This window comes from uncultured Dysgonomonas sp. (assembly GCF_900079725.1).
In the GTDB taxonomy this organism is placed as follows: Bacteria; Bacteroidota; Bacteroidia; order Bacteroidales; family Dysgonomonadaceae; genus Dysgonomonas.
In genome coordinates, this window is the sequence record NZ_LT599032.1 from 1,795,406 (window position 1) to 1,814,275 (window position 18,870).

10 protein-coding genes are annotated in these 18,870 nt (G+C 41.8%); 2 read left to right on the forward strand and 8 right to left on the reverse strand.

Going from position 1 to position 18,870, the window contains the following annotated elements; all coding sequences use genetic code 11:
• Positions 1 to 16: 16 nt before the first annotated feature.
• The 7 genes from QZL88_RS07750 to QZL88_RS07780 all read right to left on the reverse strand — a co-directional run bounded on the left by QZL88_RS07750 (position 17) and on the right by QZL88_RS07780 (position 11,356).
• Complete coding sequence (locus QZL88_RS07750; protein ID WP_296939847.1) at positions 17 to 1,792, reverse strand: RagB/SusD family nutrient uptake outer membrane protein; 1,776 nt, start codon at positions 1,790 to 1,792, stop codon at positions 17 to 19.
• A gap of 6 nt (positions 1,793 to 1,798) precedes the next feature.
• Positions 1,799 to 4,870, reverse strand: a complete 3,072-nt coding sequence (locus QZL88_RS07755; RefSeq protein WP_363927919.1) for a TonB-dependent receptor — start codon at positions 4,868 to 4,870, stop codon at positions 1,799 to 1,801.
• A gap of 96 nt (positions 4,871 to 4,966) precedes the next feature.
• A complete protein-coding gene (locus tag QZL88_RS07760) occupies positions 4,967 to 6,760 on the reverse strand; it encodes a LamG-like jellyroll fold domain-containing protein (protein ID WP_296939849.1) in 1,794 nt (597 codons plus the stop codon).
• A gap of 190 nt (positions 6,761 to 6,950) precedes the next feature.
• Positions 6,951 to 7,124: a hypothetical protein gene (locus QZL88_RS07765; RefSeq protein ID WP_296939850.1), complete on the reverse strand. Its 174-nt coding sequence runs from the start codon at positions 7,122 to 7,124 to the stop codon at positions 6,951 to 6,953.
• A gap of 112 nt (positions 7,125 to 7,236) precedes the next feature.
• Positions 7,237 to 8,721, reverse strand: coding sequence for an arabinan endo-1,5-alpha-L-arabinosidase (locus QZL88_RS07770; protein ID WP_296939851.1), 1,485 nt, complete (start codon positions 8,719 to 8,721; stop codon positions 7,237 to 7,239).
• A 27-nt stretch (positions 8,722 to 8,748) separates the two neighbouring features.
• The gene (locus QZL88_RS07775) at positions 8,749 to 10,293 is read right to left on the reverse strand and encodes an alpha-N-arabinofuranosidase (protein WP_296939852.1); all 1,545 of its coding nucleotides are present in this window, start codon (positions 10,291 to 10,293) and stop codon (positions 8,749 to 8,751) included.
• Between the two features lie 91 nt (positions 10,294 to 10,384).
• Positions 10,385 to 11,356 carry a glycoside hydrolase family 43 protein gene (locus tag QZL88_RS07780; protein WP_296939853.1) on the reverse strand — a complete coding sequence of 324 codons (972 nt, stop codon included), beginning with the start codon at positions 11,354 to 11,356 and terminating at the stop codon, positions 10,385 to 10,387.
• Positions 11,357 to 11,662: 306 nt separating this feature from the next.
• On the opposite strand from QZL88_RS07780, the gene QZL88_RS07785 reads away from it, so the two are divergent.
• Both QZL88_RS07785 and glyA read left to right on the forward strand, forming a co-directional pair.
• The gene (locus QZL88_RS07785) at positions 11,663 to 15,892 is read left to right on the forward strand and encodes a two-component regulator propeller domain-containing protein (protein ID WP_296939854.1); all 4,230 of its coding nucleotides are present in this window, start codon (positions 11,663 to 11,665) and stop codon (positions 15,890 to 15,892) included.
• Between the two features lie 424 nt (positions 15,893 to 16,316).
• Positions 16,317 to 17,597 carry a serine hydroxymethyltransferase gene (gene glyA / locus QZL88_RS07790; protein WP_296939855.1) on the forward strand — a complete coding sequence of 427 codons (1,281 nt, stop codon included), beginning with the start codon at positions 16,317 to 16,319 and terminating at the stop codon, positions 17,595 to 17,597.
• Between the two features lie 79 nt (positions 17,598 to 17,676).
• On the opposite strand, the gene QZL88_RS07795 is transcribed toward glyA, so the two are convergent.
• Positions 17,677 to 18,864, reverse strand: a complete 1,188-nt coding sequence (locus QZL88_RS07795) for a class I SAM-dependent rRNA methyltransferase (protein ID WP_296939856.1) — start codon at positions 18,862 to 18,864, stop codon at positions 17,677 to 17,679.
• Positions 18,865 to 18,870: the final 6 nt, after the last annotated feature.

Below are 18,870 nucleotides of genomic sequence, written 5' to 3' on the forward strand. Positions count from 1 at the left end.
GTATTCAATTTAAGGATTACCAACCCGGATTATTTTCAATGCCTGTTTTCCAAACTTCCCCTTCCGGTATAGGATAGAGATACATCTTGTTCTCAAACACCCGGCTCTGGGCCACCTTACGCGTAATGGTTCCGTCTGCACTTACATTTACGCCATAGATAGGACGCGATAGTGCTTCTACAGCAACATTCCAGCGACGGACATCCCATGCGCGATGTTCTTCGAAAGCAAGTTCCACAGTACGTTCCTTATGAATGAAGTTACGCATATTATCTTTAGAAGACGTCAAATCGCTACGGTCTGCTATCTTACCGCTGATACCCGCACGGTGACGTATTTTATCAAGCATATTATACACTTCCGTACCGGGGCCTTGCGCCTCGTTCAATGCTTCTGCATAGTTGAGCAGGATTTCCGCGTATCGCATGATAGTCCACAAGCGGTATGCGCTCTGAGAATGTTCTGCACTCAGGATAGTTTCAGGAATATACTTGCGTACATAGTAACCTGTCGGAGTTGCATTGGTATTACCTATAGGGTTGTCCCTCTGACCTAATACTACGTTGATATTGCCATTACCCCATTTCACTCCATTGTAGAGGACGGTTGCAGCCAGACGAGGGTCACGGTTTGTCCAAGGTTTGGCATCATTATATCCGCTGGCGGCATTTACAGCCGGAGCATTGTTACTATATACCGGAGCGCCGGTAAGATCGTACTGGGCAAAAGGTGAAGAACCATCTGCCATATCGTACATATCCACTAAGTTCTGCGACGGACAAAGCCCTCCGTTACCACCTTCGCCTACAGGTGTATCATTCTTGATCGCATCCCACTTTATAACTACATCATTGCGATAAAAAATCACTTCCTTGTTATTTCCGGAATACGCAGTCCTCAACAATGCATTAGTATAAGACTCTACCCCCAAAGCATTCCCATCGGCATCCGTAGTCGTAAACAGACTGAAATTTGCGCTGTAATCATCAATAAAACTTTTTGCTGCATCAGCAGCTTGCTGCCATGTGATACCGGATTCGGCGCTGAAACGCGGACTAGCCATATAAAGCATTATGCGTGAATACAGGGCCCGTGCCATAGGCTGCCCGATACGTCCGGCCTGACTCGAATCCCAAGCTTCGTCATAGGTCAGTAATCCGGCTTCGCATTCTTTCAATTCTTTCAGGATAAAATCTACGACGTACTCCTTCACTGTCGGGCGATTAATATAATTACTCAGCAAATCGCCATTCGGATCGAGCACTTCGGTCACAATCGGAATTGCCCCATAACGCAGGAATAATTCCCAATAAAAATAGGCGCGAAGGAAACGGGCTTCCGATGTATAATGCAATTTATCCTCCTTGTATTTTGTATCGCTCAGAGAAGGCTCTTTTGGTACACTCTCTATACGGGTAATGATCATGTTGCATTTACGGATAGCACGATAATGATGTTCCCATGTAGCCGTAAGTTCCGCTTCACCTGCCGAACCATAATAGTTTCCGATATTGAAAGTAGTTCTCACCCCACCTGTAGAATAACTGGTCTCTGCCAAATCCGTAGCCGAATCTAACCAGGAATCTTTTATACGGCTAGCTCCGTGGCGTAAGAAATTATAAGTATCATAGTGAAATTCCACCATCAGGTTCCAGTCGCTAAACACTTCTTCTTCCGTTAGTTCATTACTGGGCTGTTTGTCCAGAAAACCGCCGAAAGCGTCTTCGCATGAAGTCAGTGTGAAAGTAGCGATGCACACAGCAAATAAGCTATATATAATTGTTTTCTTCATGTTCTATCAGAATTTAATATTTACACCAAAATTCAGAGTCTTCATTATCGGGTAACGGTTAGATCCATTACTTTCAGGATCTGTCAAGCCATCCAGATCATCCCAGGTTATCAGGTTGTTTGCATTAATAAACAGCCGACAGTCACTCATTCCTACTTTACCTGCCCAGTTGGTTGGCAAAGTATAGCTTAATTCTATATTTTTCAAACGGACAAAAGCTCCGTTTTTCAAGAAGAATGAGTTTTGACGCTGATTATGATCGCCATAATTATTATAGTGCAACAATGGATATTTGGCATTTGCCAGATTATAAGCTTCGCTTTGTGACGGATTCCAGCGATCGAGATGATGCTCCTTCACCTTTCCTCCGTTTACAAAAGCAAACATAGCTTCTGCATCGTAATAACGGCTCACATTATCAACCCCCTGGAACATCACACTAAATCCCCAGTTTTTCCAGTTGAGTCCTAATGTCAGTGCATATATATTTTCAGGAATATCGCTTCTGCCGATAAAGGTTTCGTCCCTCTCGTCAATAAAGCCGTCTCCATTCATATCACGGTATTTGAGATCACCCACCTGTACATCGCCGAAAGTAGAAACCGGAAGATTGCCTCTGTCAATATCGGCTTGTGTAACGAATCCATCGCACATCAGCCCAAAGTATTGGTTGATAGGGTGGCCTTCACGCTTACGATATTCGGTTTTCAATTCAGGTTCGTCCATATCCAGAATTTCGTTGCGGGCATGAGAGTATGTCAGGCCGACAGAATAATGAAGGTCTTTACCTATACGGTCATTGTATTTCAACTCTATTTCGTAACCGCTATTTTTTGTCTTACCCAGATTCCCGGCAGCCATGGCAACACCTACCCACTGCGGGCGGGTAAGGTATTCGGTCAATATATCGTTACGTTTTTCATAAAAGACATCGATATTACCGTTGAGTCTGCTACCAAACAAACCGAACTCAAGTCCAAGATTATATTTATGAGCGCGTTCCCATGTAACTCCATAATTAGGATACTGAGCTTCGTAGATACCACTCTTTCCTGTGGTTCCTAAGTAATAGTCATTCGCGATCTGCGACCATTTTTGTTCATATAAGAAACGCTGTCTTACACCGTTGATCTGATATATATCGTTACCTACCTGCCCGTAAGAAGCACGAAGTTTCAGATTATCCAACCAGTTTTCGGTACCCTTCATAAATTCTTCGTTTGCAATACGCCATCCCAATGAGAATGAAGGAAAAAAGCCAAAGCGTTTGCCGCGCATAAAGTTTTCGGAACCATTATATCCGGCATTGAACTCGGCAAGATAACGGTCGTCATACCCATACGTAACACGCCCCACTAAACCTTGGTAACGCTGTGCCAGATCCGACTTATAACGATAGTCATTCTGCATATACAACATCATGGCAGTAACATCATGCTTGCCGAACTTGCGGGCATAATTCACCTGAGCCTCCATATAGAGTTTATAGATAGATTTAAATTTTTGTGAATCCCTCAAACTCGTTTCCTCCGTGAATGCCAATTCGGTATCTTTATTAAACTGATTATAAGCATCGATAGACGTATAGTTATCGCGGTCATTCAATTCGTAAGTAGCAAAACCTGCTGAATAAAGATTGGTATGATAATTTTCATAGTCGAACGAAAGCATTGCTTTGGCACTTAATCCTTCGGTCAGCCATCCCAGTTTATAGTCTACAATAAAATTTGTTTCATTGATGGTATTCACCGCACGGTAGTAACCACCCTCGGCCAGTGCGGCTACTATGTTGTTCTGGTACTGTGAACTCCCTCCATAAAGGGTTTTGGTATCTTCACCGTTCTGTACCGTATATGATACAGGGAAGAGCCAGCCCGGAGTATGATTCAGTTCATAAAATGTTTGACTATAATCATTTCGTTCTTCGGTATTGGAACCTTTACGTTCTTCGAAACGGGTACCGAAGTTTACCGAGAAAGTTAAATCCTTAGTCAGGAAAAAGTCTGTATTGGCCCGGAAAGAGTAACGACGGTAATGAGGGCTTGAACCATTACCATATACATTGTTACTTAAATTCTTAACCAACGATGACTGATCGTAAAATTCACCTGAGGCATAGTAACGCATGCGTTTGGTCCCCCCGCGTACACTTACATTGTAACGCTGCGCGGGAGCTGTACTTTTCAATACTTCATCATACCAATCCACGTTTGGATAAAGCATAGCGTCCAATCCGCTCAATTGGCCGGCACTCGATTTGCGATACATCTCAATATCACTGGCAGAGAACTGGGAAGGTAACCCATCATTCGCTAATGCTTCTTCGAGCAATGTCACCGACTCATAAGAGTTCAGATAAGTATTTTTGCGTGTAGGACTTTGTATCTGCCAGTTAGCCGTCAGACTCACTTCCGGTTTTTGTTCCTTGCCTCTCTTGGTGGTGATCAGCATAACACCATTTGCACCACGCACACCATATACTGCTGTGGCAGAAGCATCTTTCAATACGGAAATAGTTTCGATATCGTCCGGCGCAATCTGAGAGAACGGACGCTCGATACCATCTACAAGGATAAGAGGCTGAGCATCGCCCGCAAAGGTAGCGCGTCCACGGATATAGATCTGTGTATCATCTGCACCCGGTGCACCTGAAGTCTGAGATGTGACAACACCGCTAATCTTACCTGCAATAGCTTGTGATACGTTAGCTGCCGGAGATTGTAGTATGTCTTTAGTATTCAGCTGTGAAATAGCACCTATGACACTCTCCTTTTTCTGTGCGCCATAGCCGACTACGACTACTTCACTCAACAATTCGGAGTCTTCTCTCATTGTCACATTTATTATAGTCTTTCCTTTCACACTTATTTCCTGTGGCTGAAAGCCTATGAATGAAAACAGCAATATAGCGTTGTCATTGCTGACTGTCAATCTGAAGCCACCGTCGTCATCTGTAATAGTGCCGTTGGTAGTCCCTTTTTCAACGACACTGGCACCGATAACGGTCTCTCCGGTAATATCTTTTACGATACCTGTTACCTGCCTGGACTGGGCCCATACGTTTTGTCCAATCAGCATCAAAACAACTATTGGCAGCAGCCGCAGGAGCAAATTGCTCCACGGTGCTTTTCCATTTGTTCGTTTATTTTTCATATATAGCATTTTATTGATTTATTATTCGGCAGCATTCAAGAACGGATAGTATCCTACCGTACGCATATTCAGACTGGCTAATTCTACTGTAAGAAATGCGCCTATGTCAGTCGTTATTCCTTCATAGAAGAATGTGTAGTCGCCCAGTTTCACACCATCGGCTGTTGTTACTTTAGCTGTCATATCCAGACGATTACCGTTGCGTTCCAAGATTATCATACAGTGTGCGCCTTTCATTTGTGTAGCAAAACTGTCCCAATCATAACTTGCGGATATATTTGCTGCATTGTAGTTAGATCCCTCAGGTCCCCATCCGAAAGCATCGGCGCGCACCACGAAATACTCGGCATACCCTGCTTCTCCCCGATCTTTACCATTGGTTACAACTAGCAACCAATTGTTCCAGTTTGCAGTAGCATTAGAGTTATTAATGAAAGTGTAAACGAAAGGGGTTGTATTAACAATCGAGAAATTAGAGAAATACGACCACCAACCTGCACTCATGTCTGCCGGACCGACCAGATAGGTATCCGGAGCATATTGCTGACCTACATATACAGTTTCGGGATCAATTTCAAGATACGATCCTTCGCAAGTAAGGATTGCACCGATAGTTCCGGACAATGTTCCTTCGATAAAATTGTTCATTGTGTATACTGTACCTTCGGCTGTAGTTGTCACGGCAGTAATTTGTATACGGTTACCAGTACGTTTGATAGTCAAATCTACATAAGCACCTTTCATATCGGATGTAAAAGTATCCATGTTGTAATTACTGGTCACATTATCGGCAGAATAGAGTGTACCCCATCCGAAAGCATCGGCGCGCAATGCGAGATATTCTACGCGGCTATCATTAGTTTGGTCTTTTCCATCTGTAAGAATCAATACCCAGTTATTATAAACCGTAGCACCATTAGTATGATTATAGAAACCATAGTGTATAGTCTGGTCGCCCTGCATTGTTACAAGATCGGAGAAAGCCGACCACCAAGGGGTAGACATATCTTCGTTACCAACAATGATGTAATTATTTTCTTCCTCTTCACCACCTGTTCCCGGCACTTTTATCTGACTGTCGGTAATCTGATTACGGTAGATAGTGAGATCGTCAAGCATCCATTCCTGAGTTTCACTGCCAGAACCATAACCCAGATATAAAGAAGGTACGGAAGCCATGAACTGAACAATTTTTGAGAAATCAAACTCGGTAACTTCCTTATCTATTTTTTTCTGTCCATCTACATATACAACATATCCGTTGTCACGGATTGTCATTGCTACATAGTGCCATTCACCGGCTGTAAGCAATCCGGTTTTATAGTCTGAAGGGTTGTTGTCCTCGTATTTTCCGTCAACACCATCATAACTCAGCCAGCCATTAGCTGTGAAAAAGAATTTCTGTGTACCATTCTCGTTTTGGAAAGAGAATAATGCCCCATCCAAATCCTGTTCGGAGTTTTCTCCTGTTTGAACTACTTGTTTCATCCAGAAAGTGAGTGAAACTCCATTTTGAGCTTTCACGCTATTGAGCGGATTATCGATATGTGCATATCCACCATTCAGATGGAGCACACTACTTTTGCGCTCGTCATCATTTACCAGTGTGGGGATATTGCCATCACTATAGGCATAGAGTTGGATAATTGCAGGGTCGATTTCCTCCTCGAAGGAATAAGTAACTATCTTTTCCAGTTTAGGATACACCTGGTTGCCTGAAGGGGAATCTGTTTCTCCCCAGTCCTGACATGAAGCACACAAAAGGATTGTAAATGCTGCCATGATCAATGGCGCCCATTTTTTAACTTTTTGCATATAACTTAGATTAATGATTAATAATTCTTTTTTGTGCAGTGTGCACTGCTCAGAAAAACATTTCGGTTAACACAGTATATTACTGTTCTTCAATAGATTTAGAATTTAGAAAGTATGAGGTAGTTCCTATAGTTTTATACGCTTACTGATTTTTTTTTAAAACAAAAAATCTTTGCTTCAAAAAGGCTTGTTATGCTTTTTTGAAGTAAAGATTAAATTCGATAAAGAAGTTTGTGTTACTTCTCTCTCTCTCTCTCTCTCTCTCTCTCTCTCTCTCTCTCTCTAACAAAATACATATAACATACAAGTTTTCAGCAAAAAAACTTATATTAATCCTGTTATTATTTTGTATTTTATTGAGCATAATTCTATTTTTTCCTTATTAAAATCAGTAAGCGCACAAAATTAGATAAAAATCAACACTACTCTATAAATTCAGCATTTTTGCCTGTAAGTATTTTTATAATTTTCATTTATTATTTTACTCTTTTTCCCCAAATGGAATATCCTTTAGAATTAAGGCCTGTAAACAATATAGTTTGCGTCTGGTTTTCCCAGTCCTGTCCCATAAATACCTGTACATTGCTGACAGTTTCCGAAATATTCAGGCTTAAAATACCACTTTTATCGAAAGCCCACTTGCCTGATAAACCGCCACTAAACGACAAGTCTTTGCTCAGAGTGATTATTTCCGATTTGTTTTCTTCCCCTTCTTTCAGGTGATTTTCGCCCCATAATATCTGTCCGGCAAACAGGTCACGAGCAGGCGCATCACCCTGTACAACAAGCACTTCCCAGTCTCCCATAAGGTCACCTTCCTGTATTTTCTGCTGCGGGGTGGCTGCATATCTTTCCGGAGATACTACTGGCCAACCGTCGGCAGTCCAGTACATGTCTCTTACATGCAGATCCATCATATGATTTTCGGGGCGCAAGCGTGCCTGATGAGCCATATAGTATTTGCCGCCTTTGTCTGCAAATACACAGCAGTGTGCCACTCCTGCCCAACCGATATGGTTGCGGAACTGGTACGGATAAGTCAGTATAGGGAAGTTATCCGTTTCTTCGCGCATATCTGTTCCAAAGAAATCTGTGAAAGGGCCTTCCGGCTTATCGGAACGTCCTACCCTCACATTGTAAGTAGTCATTAGCGGATCGTAAGAAACAAACAGAAAGTATTTCTTCAAATCGGGGTTATAGATTATCTCAGGAGCTTCTATATTGTTTTTCTTTCCGTCGAAACGGCGGGCGGTAAGATGTCCCTGATCCCCGTCGTTAAGCGTAAGTCCTGTTTCGGGATTCAGTTGCACACAATGCAGCCCGCCGAAATAAGAGCCATAATGCATCCATTGCTCCCCATTTTCAGGATTGGTAACAATACTAGGGTCAATGGCATTCATTACATCGCCTGTCTTTGTTTTCACCACACAGCCTTTTAGTTCCCAAGGGCCTTCGGGCGATGCAGACTCTGCCATACCAATATAAGACACCTGTTTGGCAAAAGCCGAGACGCTGTAATACAAGCGGTATTTCCCTTTATATTCTACAATGTATGGCGCCCATATATTCGTCGCACCTTTACCGTTGTTATTATTTAAAACCCAGTCTTTGGCTTCCTGAGGTATTTCCTTAAAGGCCCATCCGATAAATTCCCAGTTGACAAGGTCTTTCGATTTACGGACTTGTATATAGCCAAAAGGCAGATCATCTTTCTTCATTGCCGCGCTGTCTTCTTTATAAATAGCATCGGTAGAATACATATAATATGTATCTCCTATCAGCAGGCACGACGGATCGTGTACATTGTAGGTACCCCATTGCTTATAATCCTTCATTTCGGAAATGCCGGAATAATCGTCAGCCCACGGATTTACGTTGGCTTTGGGTTCAAACGGTTTCTGAGCACAGGATACAATGAAAGTACAGCATCCTAAAAACAGGATATTGATAATCGTTTTCATAGTTAATTTAACCGCAAGTTTGTGAGTTTAATTCAATTCTATCGTTACTACCGATTTAGCCGGAATTTTCGCCGTCAATACATCATTTTTCACTGCTGCATCTTTAAAATCCTTCAATTGCACTTCATTCGGTTTTTCGAATGTATTGTGTGAGTCTGTTTTAGGAGCAGTAATTATATTACCGGATGCGAAACGGCCGTTTTTCAGGTCTTTAATAGTGCATGTTATATCCACCGATTGGCTAGGATCGATATTCACAATTGACACATGTATTTTTCCATTGACGTCTTTCGACGCCGAAGCCGATACCGAATTGATTTCCTTACCCAGACGGCTGTATGAAGGACTTATAATATCGAGCGGCAGCATGGTTGCGTCCTGATGTACTTTGTACATATCAAACACATGATAGGTAGGGGTCAGCAGCATTTTGTCACCTTCTGTAAGAAACAAGGCCTGTAGCACATTGACCAATTGCGCAATATTAGCGATACGGACCCTGTCGGCATGTTTGTGAAAAATATTCAGAATAGTTCCCGCCAGTAAAGCGTCTCTCAGTGTATTTTGCTGATACAGGAATCCCGGATTGGTCCCCGGCTCCACATTGTACCATGCACCCCATTCGTCTACTATCATGGCTATTTTCTTCTCAGGATCGTACTTATCCATTATGGCGGCATGTTTTGTCACTATCTCATCCATACGCATACCATGCTCAAGCAACGAGAAGTACTCATCTTCATTGAAACCCAGCGCATTTCCTTTATCTTCCCATCTGTAAGTAAATGTATAATTGTGAACCGATACACCCGACATCATGTGATGCGGTATGTTTTTCATCATCACTTCCATCCAGCGGTAATCGTCTACATTAGGGCCTCCGGCAACTTTGTACAGTCTGTTTTCGCCATAGTTGCGGCAATAAGTAGCATAACGGCGGTAGTTTTCGGCATAGCCTTCCGGAGTCATGTTTCCTCCACAACCCCAATTCTCATTACCAACGCCCCACAGAGTTACTTTCCATGGTTTCTCGCGTCCGTTCTTCTTACGAAGATTAGACATCGGACTCTCCCCGTCAAAAGTGATATACTCCACCCATTTCGACATTTCTTCTACCGTGCCGCTTCCCATATTCCCACAGATATATGGTTCTGTTCCCAGTGCTTCACACAGATTAAGGAATTCGTGCGTACCAAAACTATTGTCTTCTACTACCCCACCCCAGTGAGTATTCACCATTTTAGGGCGGTCTGCTCTTGCACCTATTCCGTCCATCCAGTGATACTCGTCAGCAAAGCAGCCCCCCGGCCAACGAAGATTCGGTATTTTAATATGTTTTAACGCATCGATAATATCCTTACGCACACCGTTCACATTAGGTATATGAGAATCCTCGCCAACCCAAAGCCCGTCATAGATGCAACGTCCGAGGTGCTCGGAAAAATGACCGTATATATGTTTGTCGATCTTGTATTTTCCGGCATTCGATTTAACGACTATCTCCGCCTTTTGCTGAGAGAATGCCGTTATGCAAACAAAAAAAGATAAATAAAACAGTAGATTTTTTTTCATGATAAGTTATAAGTTGTGAATTATTAGTTATTAAGAAAGGAGAGGTATCCAAAAGTGAGGACAAACCTATACAGGCTTTATCCTCACTACCTTATTTAATGCCTAAAACCCCTTCTGATGTCATTTGTATCCGTTTTATAGTATTGTCTTCATTATAATACAGGCGGTCGATACAGACCGAACGGCGGAAGCTCCCCCCTTGTGTCGGTATTGCACCATTGTGATATATAAAATACCACTGTCCTTTGAATTCGACTATTGCCTGATGATTGGTGTTGGAATTGCCTGCGATCTCATTCAGTATACCTTTGTATTCCCAAGGTCCGTTTATATTCCGGCTCATGGCATATCCCAGTTTTTCGGGAAAATACTGAGCATATGACAGGTAATACCATCCGTTGTATTTGTGTATCCATGGTGCTTCTGTAAAGTTTGGCAAATCGACAGCCATTATCGGGCTATCCAGTTCAATCATATTATCCTTCAGTTTTGCATAGTAGCATTGCGTATTTCCCCAGAACAAGTATGCCTGACCATCATCATCGATCCATACCGTCGGGTCTATATCGTCCCATCCTATCGAGGTGTAGGCTGTAGTCATATCATTAGTTATCAGAGCTGAACCTCTGGCGTCCTTAAATGGCCCTAGCGGATTGTCAGCGACCGCCACACCTATAGACTTGCCGGGTATAGTTCCATGTTCTACAGTTACATACCAATAGAATTTTCCATCACGTTCGATAACCTGCGAAGCCCATGCTTCACCCTTTGCCCATGTAAAATTTTTTGCCCGTAGCGGAACTGCGTGCTCTGCCCAGTTTACCATATCATCCGACGAGAATACAAGCCACTCGTTCAGTGTATAATGATTATGAGGAGGAGGACATTCGTCATGTCCCGCATATATGTATAGCCTGTCGTTGTGTACCAGCGCTGCAGGATCAGCTGTATATTTATATGTAAAAACAGGGTTGCCTGCTATACGGAAAATCGTATCCTGCACCGAACCGTGTAAATTACACACAATAATACAAAAAAGAAAGATAAGTTTCAATATTTTCATGGTTTTTAATACTTTTAAGGTCATATACCTTTGTTATTTTAGTAAGCAATACAACGTTATTAAGTCATGATGCGAAAACAATCATTAAAATCGGTCTATTACTTAGTTATTTAAAAGCAAGATTCTTTGGTTGGAATCAGGTTAACTTTTGATTGTTCTTTTTTTATTTCTTTGACAAATATATACATATGAAAGCCTTAGGATGGTGGACAATTAAATATAAAAGGTGGACAAAATAGTATTTAAGTGTAAAAAATACATTTTTAATTTTTTATTACTAACTTTACTCAACCAAAATCATTTTACATGAAAAATACACTTATAATAATAAGCAGTATCATTATATCTCTATTGTCCATATCGAAGGCTACAGGACAAAATAATATTTCATCAAAATATATATTCAGTACCATCAGCATAGATGAAGGACTTCCTGTAAATTTTGTAGATGACATATTCAAGGACAGTCACGGATTTATCTGGGTGGCTACTCAGGGAGGAGGCTTGTCTCGATATGATGGTTATGAATTTATAAATTTCAATGTAAACAGTTCACCTCTCTTTCTTAAGAGTAATTTTATACGGAAGGTCGTGGAAGACAATTTCAACCGATTGTGGACAACATCGAATAATGGTATAGACATCATAGATCTCAAGACCATGCAGAAATCGACCATATCGTATAAAGATAATTTACTTAATACAGTATTAAACACTCCGGCTATTACAATATTCAAAGACAGGAAAGGCTGTATATGGGTGGTTTCGACGGAAAACATGTACAAACTGGAATTCGATGCCAAAGGAAATATACAGCGCATATACACAACCGTGCAAAAAGGCTCTCCTTATAGATTTACCTGCATCAGTGAAATAGACAATGAAATATGGGCCGGAAACGACGGTGCTGTCTATAAAATAACGGAAGGACAAAGTGGAAAGCTGAATTTACAACTCGTCTCAACACATTTCAGCATATCATCCAATCTCTTTATCTCAAGTATTCTGAAAAAAGATAACACAATATGGATGGCTACAGAAGACGGGCTGTTCAGATACAATGATATAAATCAGCCTCCTTCACATTACCTACACAATCCTCTGAACCCATATTCCATTTCCCAGAATATGGTTACAGATCTAAACATTGTAAACGGGTCTATCATAGCAGGAACACTTCGGGGATTAAACATTTACAATCCCGTTACCGATGGATTCGAACATATCACTCATAATAGTGCTGCAGAATCGCTAAACAGTGACTTTATAAATTGTTTGCTGGCTGATGGCGATAATCTCTGGATAGGAACAGAATCGGGAGGTATCAATAAAATGACTTTACGCAAATTGGCCGTAAAAAATTATATCCATAGCAATTCCGACAAGGGCAGTATATCGCCTAACCCTGTCAATGCTATTCTGGAAACACGTAATGGCAACTTATGGGTAGGAAGTGTGGAAGGCGGACTGAACCTGATGAAAAAAGGGGAGTCTTCCTTTACTCATTATATGGCCGGTCCGGGATTACTCAGTCATAATAGCGTAAGTGTACTGGAAGAAGATTATGACGGAAATTTATGGATAGGCACATGGGGTGGAGCAATAAGCATACTGAATGAAAGTAAACTCCCTGCCATTTCCTATAAATATATAAATCCCAATTCCAGTTTTATTGGAATCCTCAAATATGACCCTGTGAATAATGGTATGTGGATAGGGACCAACAGGGCGGTTTACTGGTATGATATACAGAATAACAGCCTCGAAATTCCTTTACCCGAAAATATGAACCAAAACATATGGGGTACACTGGGCAGTGCCATAGATACAAAAAACAGGCTTTGGCTGGGCTGCTCTGAAGGTTTGATACAGATAGACCTCAATGCATATGATGAGCCTGCAAAAAAATTCGCAGCCCGATTTGTTTCCCTGAACGAACAGGAAGTCAATAAACTGTTTCTGAAAAATATCACATGTATCTTTCAGGCGCACGACAATACAATATGGGTAGGCAGTAACGGATATGGAATATGCAAGATAGAGGAAATAAACGGGAAGTATGTCTCACGTACATATACGATGGTACAAGGCTTGGTAAACAATGCCGTATTCGGGATACTGGAAGACGAGCAGGGACTACTCTGGATAAGTACAGGACGGGGCATGTCATCGTTCAACCCCCAGACAGACAGGTTTGTAAACTATACTAAAGATGACGGGCTTGCCAATCATCAGTTTTACTGGAATGCTTCTTTCAAGTCGCCTGTCAGCAAGAACCTGTATTTCGGGAGTATGACAGGGCTTACAGAACTACAAGGCAATTCCCGGTATGCATCGAAAGAGCAGAGAGGGGTAACATTTACCAAACTTCAAATACTAAATCAGACTGTGTGGCACAATAGCGGCAATTACATAAAAGAGGATATCAGCTACGCAAAAAAACTTGACCTGCATGAACAGGATAAATCTTTTTCTATTGAATTTTCGGCTCTCGATTATGACAATCCATCGACAGTTGCCTATTCATACAGGCTTTTAGGGTTTGACGATAAATGGATAGACGTACCTTCTAACCGCCGCTTTGTAAGTTATACAAATCTCAGCCCCGGCACTTACCGGCTTCAGGTAAGGTGCATGACCAAGGCCTCGGACTGGTCCGAAAACATAACAGAGCTGGAAATAGAAATACATCCGTTTTTCTATAAGACTGTATGGTTTATCAGTTTATGTATTATATTACTACTGGTATTGGGTATCCAATTATATAAATGGCGGATAAATTCGTTGAAAAAACAACGCGAAATATTGCATAAAAAGGTAGAGGAACGGACACATGCACTCGAAGAGCAGAAAAAACTGCTGGAAGAACAGGCGGTAGAGCTAAAACTGCAAAATACCATTCTTGTAGACCAGAATGAAAAGATTTCTTATCAACGGAAACAATTGATAGGAATGTCGAAAAAAGTGCAGGAAGCCATGGCCGACAGAATGTCTTTCTTTACGAATATCACCCATGAATTCCGCACGCCGATCACCCTCATTATAGGGCCTATAGAAAGGGCTTTAAAGTTAAGCACCAACCCTAAAGTGGTGGAACAATTACAATATGTGTCCCGCAATTCAAAACATCTCCTGTCACTGGTCAATCAACTGATGGACTTCAGGAAAGTAGAATCGGACAGTATGAGTGTAAATCCGACGGCGGGGAATCTCATCAATTTCCTGGATGAACTTCTGATACCGTTCGAATCATTTGCAAATGAGCGAAGTATAAAAATAAGAAGGATATACAGGATGTCACATCCCCGCATAATGTTTGATGAAGAAGCTATACGAAAGCTGATAACCAACCTGCTGGCCAATTCCATCAAGTTTACACCCGATGGAGGAAGTGTAACTCTGTATGTAAGTACCATCACAGGAAGTGACGGAGAGGATAAATTGTATATCTGCGTACGAGATTCGGGCATAGGTATCAAGGATGAAGACCTCAACCGTATTTTCAACCGCTTCTACCAGTCGGACACACGCACTAAATACCCTGTTTACGGACAAAGTGGTACAGGCATCGGGCTCTATCTGTGCAAAAACATCGTCAACTTGCTCGAAGGCAGTATTACAGCCAAAAACAACCATACAAAGGGAGCTTCGTTCCGTATATTGTTACCTCTCATTGCCGCATCTGCGTCTGAGCAACAGTCATTCACGGAAAACTATATCCCTCCCGTAGCCGGCAACAGAGAATATATTCCTGCAACAGAGCAAAAAGAACAACGATTAACAATACTTGTTGTAGAGGATAATATGGATATGCGTAAATATATCTGTTCTATATTATCCGATTATTATAAAGTGGTGGAGGCCGAAAACGGAGAAGAAGCATTAAAGGTATTGAAAGCAACATCTATAGATTTCATCATCAGCGACCTGATGATGCCTGTTATGGATGGGCTCGAATTATCTCAGAAGGTTAAGTCCGACCTGTCTACTTCCCATATACCATTTTTGATGTTAACAGCAAAGACGTCGATCGAAACGCAGATCGGCAGTTATAAAATGGGCGCAGACGAGTTCCTTACCAAACCCTTCGATGAAGAACTGCTACTTACGAGAATCAATAATATCCTGGAAATCCGCAAACTATATCAACGCAAATTTAGTCTGTATATGAATGTAGAGGAACTGAACATCACGGAAGACTCGAACGATGAAAAATTCCTCAAAAAAGCAATGGAAATCATAAAAGAGAATTATACAAATACAGAGTATGATGTGAGCAACTTTGTTAATGATATGGGTGTAAGCCAGAGCCTGCTTAACAAAAAGATGCAAATACTTACGGGGCAACCCCCGAGCCACTTTATCCGTGATTTCCGGCTATCCATAGCCAGAGAACTGATACTGAAAAGTAAAGGCAATAAGACCATTTCGGAAATAGCTTATGAAGTAGGCTTTAATGATCCGAAATATTTTACCCGTTGTTTTACCAAACACTTTGGTATTGCTCCCAGCGCCATGTCGAAAGATACGGACTAGGATGTGATTATCTATTAATAAGTTTATCTATATCAAAATAGTATATAAATGTTAGCTCTTTGAAAGATTGATGGCTCCTCCATTGACTACACTTCGTTCCGCCGAACGTTGTTTCTCCCCGAGGGGAGGCTACAGAGAGGGTAAAAGCTAATTATTAATTTTTCATTCTTAATTATTAATTGCTCTTTGTGTTACCTTTGTTACTTTTTAACAAGTTGTAAGTAATAAGTAATAAGACATGGTCTCTGTTAATTGATAAAAGCTAATTATTAATTTTTCATTCTTAATTATTAATTGTTTTTTGTGTTACCTTTGTGGTCGTAAAAAACTATAAACAATAATTGCAGGTGTAATTCCCGCATTTACAAAATATAAACAGGTCTGCGACCTTAATTTTTTCACCTCATAAAAATTTCATTTGCTTATGAAAAGAGACACAGCCATTTTTGATATTATCGAAAGAGAGTATCAACGACAACTGAAAGGAATCGAATTGATCGCATCGGAAAACTTTGTCAGCCAACAGGTAATGGAGGCAATGGGTTCATGCCTAACCAACAAATATGCAGAAGGCTATCCGGGGAAAAGATATTATGGGGGATGTGAAATAGTAGACCTTAGTGAACAACTGGCCATCGACCGTTTGAAAGAAATATTCGGCGCGGAATGGGCTAATGTACAGCCTCATTCGGGTGCACAGGCTAACGCTGCTGTTTTCCTCGCCTGTATGCAGGCCGGAGATAAGTTCCTGGGTTTAAACCTGTCACATGGAGGTCACCTTTCACATGGTTCACCCGTAAACTTCTCAGGACTTATGTTTCACGCTCTTGAATACAATGTGCGTCAGGATACGGAACAAGTGGACTACGAACAAATGGAGCAGGTTGCACGTACAGAAAAACCAAAAGTAATCATCGCCGGAGCTTCGGCTTATTCCCGCGACTGGGACTATGCACGAATCCGTAAGATAGCTGACGAAATAGGTGCGATCTTTATGGTAGATATGGCACATCCTGCCGGGCTTGTTGCTGCCGGATTACTAAACAACCCGCTACCTCATGCGCATATAGTAACGACTACCACACACAAGACTCTTCGTGGGCCTCGTGGTGGCGCAATTCTACTGGGTAAAGATTTTGAAAATCCATGGGGTAAGAAAACGCCTAAAGGCGAAGTGCGTATGATGTCTGCATTGCTCGACTCGGCTGTATTCCCGGGAATACAGGGAGGTCCACTGGAGCATGTGATTGCTGCTAAAGCCGTTTCGTTTGCAGAAGCACTCGACCCTTCATATAAAGTATATCAGACACAGGTAAAGAAAAATGCAGCAGCTATGGCTCAGGCATTTATAGATAAAGGTTATAAGGTAGTTTCGGGCGGTACGGACAATCACTCTATGCTAATAGACCTTCGTCCTAAATTCCCCGAGCTGACCGGTAAGCTGGCTGAAAAAGCGCTTGTAGAAGCGGATATCACAACGAATAAGAACATGGTTCCATTCGATAGCCGTAGTCCTTTCCTTACTTCAGGGCTTCGTTTCGGAACACCTGCCATCACTACACGTGGGGCGAAAGAACCGCTGATGGCTGAGATCGTGGAAATGATAGATACCGTTCTTTCAAATCCTGAAAATGAGCAGACAGTAAAGGCTGTTCGTGAGAAAGTAAATTCAATTATGAAAGAATATCCATTATTCGCCTGGTAATCAAAAAACCACCTCATACAAAAAGGAGCCTGCTATAATAACAGGCTCCTTTATATTTCTCATATCGTGTCGTCATCATTTATTCCACGTACAATACTAACCCTTTGAGATATTCCCCTTCCGGATGATATATATTGATAGGATGGTCGGCCGGTTGACTCAACTGGTGTAGTATCCGCACTTTCCTGCCGGACATGGCAGCCGCACTGAATACAGCCAGACGGAATGCCTCTTTGCTTATTACCTGCGAGCAGGAAAAGGTAAAGACAATTCCCCCCCGGGCAATTTTATCAAAGGCTACAGCATTCAATCGTTTATATCCCTGCAATGCGTTCTTGATCGCTCCACGGTGTTTTGCAAAGGCTGGAGGATCGAGTATTATCAGGTCGTAATCGCCTTTATTTATGCTGCCGAGATATTTGAATGCATCTTCGGCAAAAGCCTCGTGCCGCTTATCATCAGGGAAGTTAATCTCTACATTCTTATTCGTCAGCATCACCGCTTTTGACGAACTATCGACTGAATGTACCAGTTTTGCACCTCCACGCATGGCATAGAATGAAAATCCACCAGTATAACAAAACATATTCAGTACCGAACGGTCTTTGGCATAGCACTCCAGTAATGACCTGTTATCACGCTGATCGACGAAGAAGCCGGTCTTTTGTCCCTTTACCCAGTCGGGATAGAACTTCAGACCGTTTTCAGAAGCAATCTCATTGACATCCTTTCCTCCGAACAGATATTCATTTTCCGCTCCCAGATTGGCTTTATATGGCAATGTCGTTTCAGACTTATAGTATATGTTCTTCAGCGTAGCTCCCATTACAACCTTTAGCGCGTCACAGATCATCATCCGCGATTCGTGCATACCCACAGAGTGCGATTGTATGACAGCAGTTTCGGCATATACATCGATAATCAGTCCGGGAAGGCCATCACCCTCGCCATGAACAAGACGATACGAATCATTATCAGCAGACAGCAATCCTATCGACTTCCTCAGTTCTAAAGCAGACTTCAAACGCTTTTGCCAAAAATCAGGATCGATCTCCTCTTCTTCGAAAGACAGGACGCGAACCTCAATGCTTCCGATCTGATAATGCCCTACGGCAATGAATTCGTTACTGGCTGTATAGACGGAAACCACCTCTCCTTCGGTGAGATCATTATCTTTTTGCTGTACTGCTCCCGAAAATATCCATGGGTGAAAGCGTCTCAGAGATTCTTCTTTCTTAGGTTTTAGCTTTATTATCTTATAATTCATATTATG

What these genes read in the sequence shown, in the direction of transcription:
- glyA (WP_296939855.1), top strand. Translation starts at nt 16,317, where the DNA reads ATGAAAAGAGACACAGCCATTTTTGATATTATCGAAAGAGAGTATCAA.
- QZL88_RS07760 (WP_296939849.1), bottom strand. Translation starts at nt 6,760, where the DNA reads ATGCAAAAAGTTAAAAAATGGGCGCCATTGATCATGGCAGCATTTACA.
- QZL88_RS07775 (WP_296939852.1), bottom strand. Translation starts at nt 10,293, where the DNA reads ATGAAAAAAAATCTACTGTTTTATTTATCTTTTTTTGTTTGCATAACG.
- QZL88_RS07770 (WP_296939851.1), bottom strand. Translation starts at nt 8,721, where the DNA reads ATGAAAACGATTATCAATATCCTGTTTTTAGGATGCTGTACTTTCATT.
- QZL88_RS07755 (WP_363927919.1), bottom strand. Translation starts at nt 4,870, where the DNA reads ATGCTGATTGGACAAAACGTATGGGCCCAGTCCAGGCAGGTAACAGGT.
- QZL88_RS07780 (WP_296939853.1), bottom strand. Translation starts at nt 11,356, where the DNA reads ATGAAAATATTGAAACTTATCTTTCTTTTTTGTATTATTGTGTGTAAT.
- QZL88_RS07765 (WP_296939850.1), bottom strand. Translation starts at nt 7,124, where the DNA reads ATGCTCAATAAAATACAAAATAATAACAGGATTAATATAAGTTTTTTT.
- QZL88_RS07750 (WP_296939847.1), bottom strand. Translation starts at nt 1,792, where the DNA reads ATGAAGAAAACAATTATATATAGCTTATTTGCTGTGTGCATCGCTACT.
- QZL88_RS07785 (WP_296939854.1), top strand. Translation starts at nt 11,663, where the DNA reads ATGAAAAATACACTTATAATAATAAGCAGTATCATTATATCTCTATTG.
- QZL88_RS07795 (WP_296939856.1), bottom strand. Translation starts at nt 18,864, where the DNA reads ATGAATTATAAGATAATAAAGCTAAAACCTAAGAAAGAAGAATCTCTG.